At 34.2% G+C, this 6500-nt stretch carries 3 protein-coding genes; 2 read left to right on the top strand and 1 reads right to left on the bottom strand.

Going from position 1 to position 6500, the window contains the following annotated elements:
- Positions 1-136: 136 nt before the first annotated feature.
- Positions 137-583: a hypothetical protein gene (locus BUL40_RS06925; protein ID WP_010519800.1), complete on the top strand. Its 447-nt coding sequence runs from the start codon at positions 137-139 to the stop codon at positions 581-583.
- Between the two features lie 67 nt (positions 584-650).
- Here the strand turns inward: BUL40_RS06925 and trxB are convergent, their stop codons facing one another.
- Positions 651-1622 (bottom strand): thioredoxin-disulfide reductase, encoded by a 972-nt coding sequence (trxB, locus tag BUL40_RS06930; RefSeq protein WP_010519801.1) that lies wholly within the window; start codon positions 1620-1622, stop codon positions 651-653.
- A gap of 456 nt (positions 1623-2078) precedes the next feature.
- On the opposite strand from trxB, the gene BUL40_RS06935 reads away from it, so the two are divergent.
- Positions 2079-6245 carry a hybrid sensor histidine kinase/response regulator transcription factor gene (locus BUL40_RS06935; protein ID WP_080318621.1) on the top strand — a complete coding sequence of 1389 codons (4167 nt, stop codon included), beginning with the start codon at positions 2079-2081 and terminating at the stop codon, positions 6243-6245.
- Positions 6246-6500: the final 255 nt, after the last annotated feature.

Genomic DNA, 6500 nt, shown 5'->3' on the forward strand with positions numbered 1-6500 from the left:
TAAATTTAGTTGGTTAAAAGTCTTCCGTATTAGTGGGAGGCTTTTTTTTATTTTAACAAATAAAACATGCATATATTGATATATTCCTAAATTTTAATTAACTTAATTAAATTATTCACAATTTAATTACAGGGATATGAAAAATTTACTTGCATTACTCGTTTTGCTGGTTTTTGTATCAGCAACAACTAAGACCCCTGACCGTTCCAACAACGAGCATACCATAGAAGGTACTTGGGAACTGGAAAGTTTTTACAACTATGACGATGGCACAAATATTTCTGACACCATGCAAAAAGCGGCAGGTTACAGACAGGTGAAAATGTACTTTAATGGACGAATTATGTGGACCCGTTACGTACCAGAAGAGCCAAACGGGCGTTTTGGTTACGGTACTTACAAAATAACGGATAACAAATTAGTAGAGACCATAGAATATGGAGATGCAGAAATGATGAAAGCCTTAGATACCATGCGGGTATTTACTTTTGAATTGGATTTAAAGGAAAATACCTATAGTCAAATCAATACAGACGAAGAAGGCCTGCGCACCTTTTCTGAAAATTATACGCGTATTGATTAAGCTACCAACTACAAGAAAATAAAAAAGCCATACTGTTGTATGGCTTTTTTTTCGTTTTTTACCGCGTTTATTCCGCCGCTACGGTTTCTTCTGCTTCTACAGTAGCTAAATAACGCTCTGCATCTAAAGCAGCCATACATCCTGTTCCTGCAGCAGTTACCGCCTGTCTATAAATTTTATCTTGGGCATCTCCACTTGCAAAAACCCCAGGTTTATTGGTTCTAGTAGAGCCTGGCTGGGTAACAATGTAACCCGTTTCATCCATGGTCAATTGCCCCTTGAATATATCTGTATTTGGTTTGTGACCAATTGCAATGAACAAACCGGTAATAGAGATAGTTTCTTTTTCTCCTGTTTTGTTATTGACCATTCGTAGCCCCTCTACCACTTGGTCTCCAATAACCTCGTCTACCTCAGTATTGTATTTTACTACAATATTATCCATACTATTAACACGGTGCTGCATGGCCTTTGAAGCACGCATATAATCTTTACGTACCAACATAGTAACCTTACTACAAATATTGGCTAAATAGGTTGCTTCTTCAGCTGCTGTGTCTCCTGCACCTACAATAGCCACTTCTTGGCCCTTGTAGAAAAAACCATCACAAACGGCACAAGCAGAAACACCACCACCTCTTAATTTTTGCTCACTTGGTATTCCTAGATATTTGGCAGAAGCACCTGTACTTATAATCACGGTTTCTGCCTCTATTTGTTTATCGTTATCTATGGTAACCTTATGTATTCCACCTTTTTCATCACTAAATTCAACCGCCGTAGCCATACCAATACGTACTTCTGTACCAAACCGCTCTGCTTGTTGTTGCAATTGCATCATCATGGTAGGCCCGTCAATACCTTCTGGATATCCTGGAAAATTGTCTACTTCGGTTGTAGTGGTTAACTGCCCTCCAGGCTCCATACCAGTGTACACCACGGGTTTCATATCTGCCCTTGCAGCATAAATTGCGGCGGTATATCCAGCAGGACCTGAGCCTATAATCAACGTCTTTATTCTTTCTATTGCTTCAGCCATAACTTTATCTATCTCTGATTAGTTGTTGTAACAAAAGTAGGAGTTTTGAGGCAAACCTTACATTGGTTTTATCAACCGTTCATCAACAAAACTTATATGCTATTAACTATAATTTTTCGTAAAAAGTAATGGCGTTACATGTTAATTGTGACAAGGGTATTGAATTTGAAGCGTAATTTATAACAACTAACAAAAACTGAAACGCTAAATTTAACTGAAAGAATACAACTGCTATTTGCACTTCAAAAAACAAGCGCTCCTAAAAAATTTATTATTAGGAGTGTTAAAACAAACAACTCTTGTACCTAATAAAAGATAAACTCTTAACAGACTAAGTCATTACCAAAATGTATAGGTATACGTGTATAGATTTAAAATTCTGAGAATCTTTTATGGAAATGTAAATTAAGGTAGTTTTAGAATATATAGTTAATGCGGCAACTTCAATAAGTAATCATGAATGTTGTGCTAAACCACCAAATAAAATTAAGGAATGCTATAAAGCTAACCTTTATCTTTTTTCTTTTTTGTATTCTAACAAACGCTCAGGCAAGCAAGGTTAATTACACCTTTAATAATATAGACGATAACGCTCCGCAGACAGCCATTAGCGCATTGCAACAAGACGACAAAGGCTTTGTCTGGCTTTCTACGCATGGTAGTGGCCTTTACCGGTACGATGGGCTTGAATTTAAAAATTACAAACATATTCCCAATGATAGTACTACTTTAAATAGTTCTATAATTAATACCCTATATATTGATAGCAATAAAAATTTATGGGTTGGTACACGTTTTGGTTTAAATAAATACAATAAAAAGTATGATAATTTTAGCCACATTCCACTCGAGAAGGAATATGATAACATAGAGCCTTTTCATATTTACACTATTAAGGAAATAAAGCCTGGTGTTTTAGCTATTGGCTCTGCGGGCAATGGCCTTTATCTTTTGGATACTAAAACCGAAAATATCATAAAAATTAACCTTGATAATCCTAAAATTGAAAGTACTTTGGTTATAAATGATCAAACCATAACCAAAGACTCTGTAGTCTTATTCGCTACCAATAGAGGGCTTTACTCACTTTTACAAGACAAACGGCAATTGGTCAAAACTCCATTAAACTATAATACTGGAATAACAAATTTTGATATTGCTTTAGAATCTATTCTAACAGATAAGGCAGGTAATGTTTGGCTTGGTAGTTATGCAGAAGGTATTTTTAAATTACAATTAAACCCTGAAAAACAGAACGTCGTAAATCAATTTAAACACACTACCAAAAGGGTAATGTCTATTAAAGAAAATACCAATGGTGATATTCTTTTTGGAACGGAGAATGATGGTTTATTGGTTCTAAATAACAATGGGAATTTAATAAAAAAACTCATACCCAATAAAAACGGAATAAGTCTTATACCCTCTAATTCAATTTGGTCTATTTTAATTGACAAACAAAATAGGATTTGGTTGGGTTTTTATAATAAAGGACTGGCTGTACACGATACTTATTATGACAAATTCCATGATTTATATCCAATAAACAACAGTAATAACTCTTTACAATCAGGTTCTGTTACTGGCCTACAATGGTATAAGAACAAAGAGAAACTACTTATCGCAATGGATGGTGGCGGCTTGGATATTTATGATCTTAAAGAAAAAAGATTTCAAAATTTAAGTCAAAAAAACAGCTATCAAATTCATGGATTAGAAGGTGCCCAAGATGCACAAACCGTATTTGTAGACAGCAAAGAAAATATATGGCTGGGCACATGGGGCTCTGGACTATACCTACTTACTAATGGAGCTAAAAAGTTTAAAAATTTCCACAAGGGAAATACCAAAAATGGACTCACTTCTAACAGCATAACTTCTATTACAGAAGATAAGAATGGCATAATCTGGATTGGAACATTCTTCAATGGTCTTCATTTTTTCGATTCCAAGAATCAAAAATTTGAGAAGTTTTCCCAAAAGGGAGATAATGGCAAGGAAATGAATATTAGAAAAGTGTTAGTGGATAGCGATAATGACCTCTGGATTGCCACAAATACTGGATTGTATGTTATACGAGAAAAATCTAGAGATAAAATAGAATCGTATAACGATGCATTGCAAAGAATAACCAAGCATTCCCGTTCGTTAATTGTACAAGCTTTATTTCAAAGTAAAGATGGTAGCCTTTGGATTGGCACCAACGGTTCCGGACTTTTTAGTTTAAATAAAAAAACTAATATTATAGAAAGATGGTATACCCCAAATGGTTTAAAAAGTGAAGCAGTTGTAGCCATTACAGAAGACCAAGAAAGCAATATTTGGGTTAGTGGAGAAAATGGTCTAGCCCAGTTACAAAGAGATAAAAAGAGTTTTACCAATTACTCTAAAAATGATGGCTTACTTTCTAATGAATTCAATTACAATGCCGTAATAAGAGGGCAAGATGGTAGTTTATATTTTGGTAGTCATGAGGGGGTAAATTATTTTAATCCAAATCATATTAATCTCAACCCCAGTAAACCAAATGTGGTCTTAAAAGATTTAAAGATTTATAACCAATCTGCAATTATTGGAGCAAAAGACGGTCCGCTTACCAGCGTCATTTCAGAAACTAGCAGCATTTCCCTAAATCATAAGCAAAATGTATTCTCATTAGATTATGTAGGATTAAATTTTACTAGACCTACCAATAATAATTATGCATATTATCTAAAAGGTTTGGAAGACAAATACAACTATGTAGGTAGTGTTACCAATGCTACTTATACTAACTTATCTCCTGGTAATTACACGTTCATGGTAAAAGCTGCCAACAATGATGGAGTGTGGAGTTCCAAACCAACAAAATTACAAATAGAGGTACTTTCTCCTTGGTGGGCCAGCCCTTTGGCATGGTTTATTTATGCGCTACTTTTTATTTCTGGTATTCTTGCAATCGTTATTTACTACAATAAATCTTTGGAGAAAAAGCGTTTACGCCTTAACCTTCTTGCAAGCAGGGAACAAGAGAAACTACTAAACGAGAGAAAAATTCAGTTTTTCACCAATATTTCCCATGAACTAAGAACTCCTTTAACTTTAATTCTTAATCCATTACAAGACTTATTGCAAGAAACTAAACACGCTTTATCCAAAAAAGAATTTTCCAAACTTAACATCGTTTCCAAAAATGCGGATAGACTTAAATTATTAGTAGATGAACTTATGGATTTTAGAAAGTTAGAATCGAACAAAATTGAGTTCAATCCGCAGCTTCTAGATTTTGAATACCTTTTAAAAGACATTTGTGATCATTTTAAAAACGAAGCCAAACAACGTAATATTCAGTATTTCGTTTCCATAGAAGAACAGCTACCCTACCTATCGGCAGATAAAAAAATGGTAGAAAAAATTATTTTCAACCTTCTTTCCAATGCATTTAAGGCCACACCTTCCAATGGAATTATTACCATAACCGCAAATAGGTCTAATAAGAAAATATTCTTTCCACTTATGGACTACAGCACACAGCATGCGGTAGTTTTAAAAATCAAAGATACAGGCAGTGGTATCTCTACTGAAGATTTACCTAATATCTTCAACAGGTTTTACCAAGGTAAACACAAGAATGAATCTTATTTGGGAGCCTCTGGTTCTGGTATTGGACTGGAGCTAACCAAAAATTTTGTAGCGCTGCATAAAGGAAAGATTGAGGTGGAAAGCGCAATAGACAAAGGAACCACGTTCAGTATATATTTACCACTCTTAACCAACCTCACTATTGAAAATAAGATTGAAACGCCTAAGGTTAGCCAAACCAACAATGACACAGTCAATTTTACAGATGCCTCATTAAAATCGCTTTTAGAAGAAATGTCTTTGGGTACTGCTCAAAGAAGCAAAGTGCTTTTAATTGAAGACAATTATGAACTAAGAACCTATCTAAAAGATGAATTTGAACCCAATTATGAGGTTAAAGAAGCTAAAAACGGTCTTGAAGCTTTACAAATAGTAGAACTTTTTAATCCAGATATCATTGTAACCGATGTGGTAATGCCACATATGGATGGTTTTGAGTTTTCCCAAAAAATTAAAAAAGATTCCAAAACAAGTCATATACCCATAATAATGCTAACCGCTAAAGCTATGCCAGAAGACCAAATAAATGGTCTAGAATTGGGTGCTGACGTTTATTTATGCAAACCATTCCATACCAAGGTTTTAAAATCTTACATAGAAAAATTAATTTTTGGAAGGCAAGATTTTGTCCAGAAAAATGTAGGTAACCCAAAACAATTGAACCTTTTGGAGCATACCACGGAGCAAGACAAAACTTTTATGCAAAAGGTGATAACCTATGTAAATAAAAACTTAGACAACACCGATTTAAACGTTGAATTACTTGCCGATAAAATGTGTTTAAGCAGAAGTCAACTTTACAGAAAGGTTAAAGCAATGAGTGGCTTAACACCTAATGATTTAATTCGTAAGATAAGAATGGAAAAAGCAAAAAGCCTCATTGAAAATGGTGCCGAGAACATTGGCGAGGTTTGTTATAAAGTTGGTTTTTCTTCTCCTTCCTATTTTAGTAGGTGTTTTAAGACAGAATTTGGCGTACTGCCCACAGATATTAAATCTTGAATGTATTTTTTACCTTAGGTGCAACATTTGTACTAATAAATGTTACGGATTTACAATTCTATTTTTATTCATAATTCTAGTTTAGATAACCGTTAAACTCTTTTTTAAATCCATTATTTCATTGGGTTACACATACTAAATAAATAATGTGCCAAGGTCTCAATGGTTTTATTTAAACATCTATTAAAGCCTACCATTTATATGAAACCTGATTCTAATAGGATATCCGTTAAGGAGAAAGTTGGGTACGCCCTT

This window comes from Croceivirga radicis (genome assembly GCF_002072105.2).
Classification (GTDB): domain Bacteria; phylum Bacteroidota; class Bacteroidia; order Flavobacteriales; family Flavobacteriaceae; genus Croceivirga; species Croceivirga radicis.

Coding starts and splice junctions, on each gene's coding strand:
- BUL40_RS06925 (WP_010519800.1), top strand. CDS start 137: ATGAAAAATTTACTTGCATTACTCGTTTTGCTGGTTTTTGTATCAGCA.
- trxB (WP_010519801.1), bottom strand. CDS start 1,622: ATGGCTGAAGCAATAGAAAGAATAAAGACGTTGATTATAGGCTCAGGT.
- BUL40_RS06935 (WP_080318621.1), top strand. CDS start 2,079: ATGAATGTTGTGCTAAACCACCAAATAAAATTAAGGAATGCTATAAAG.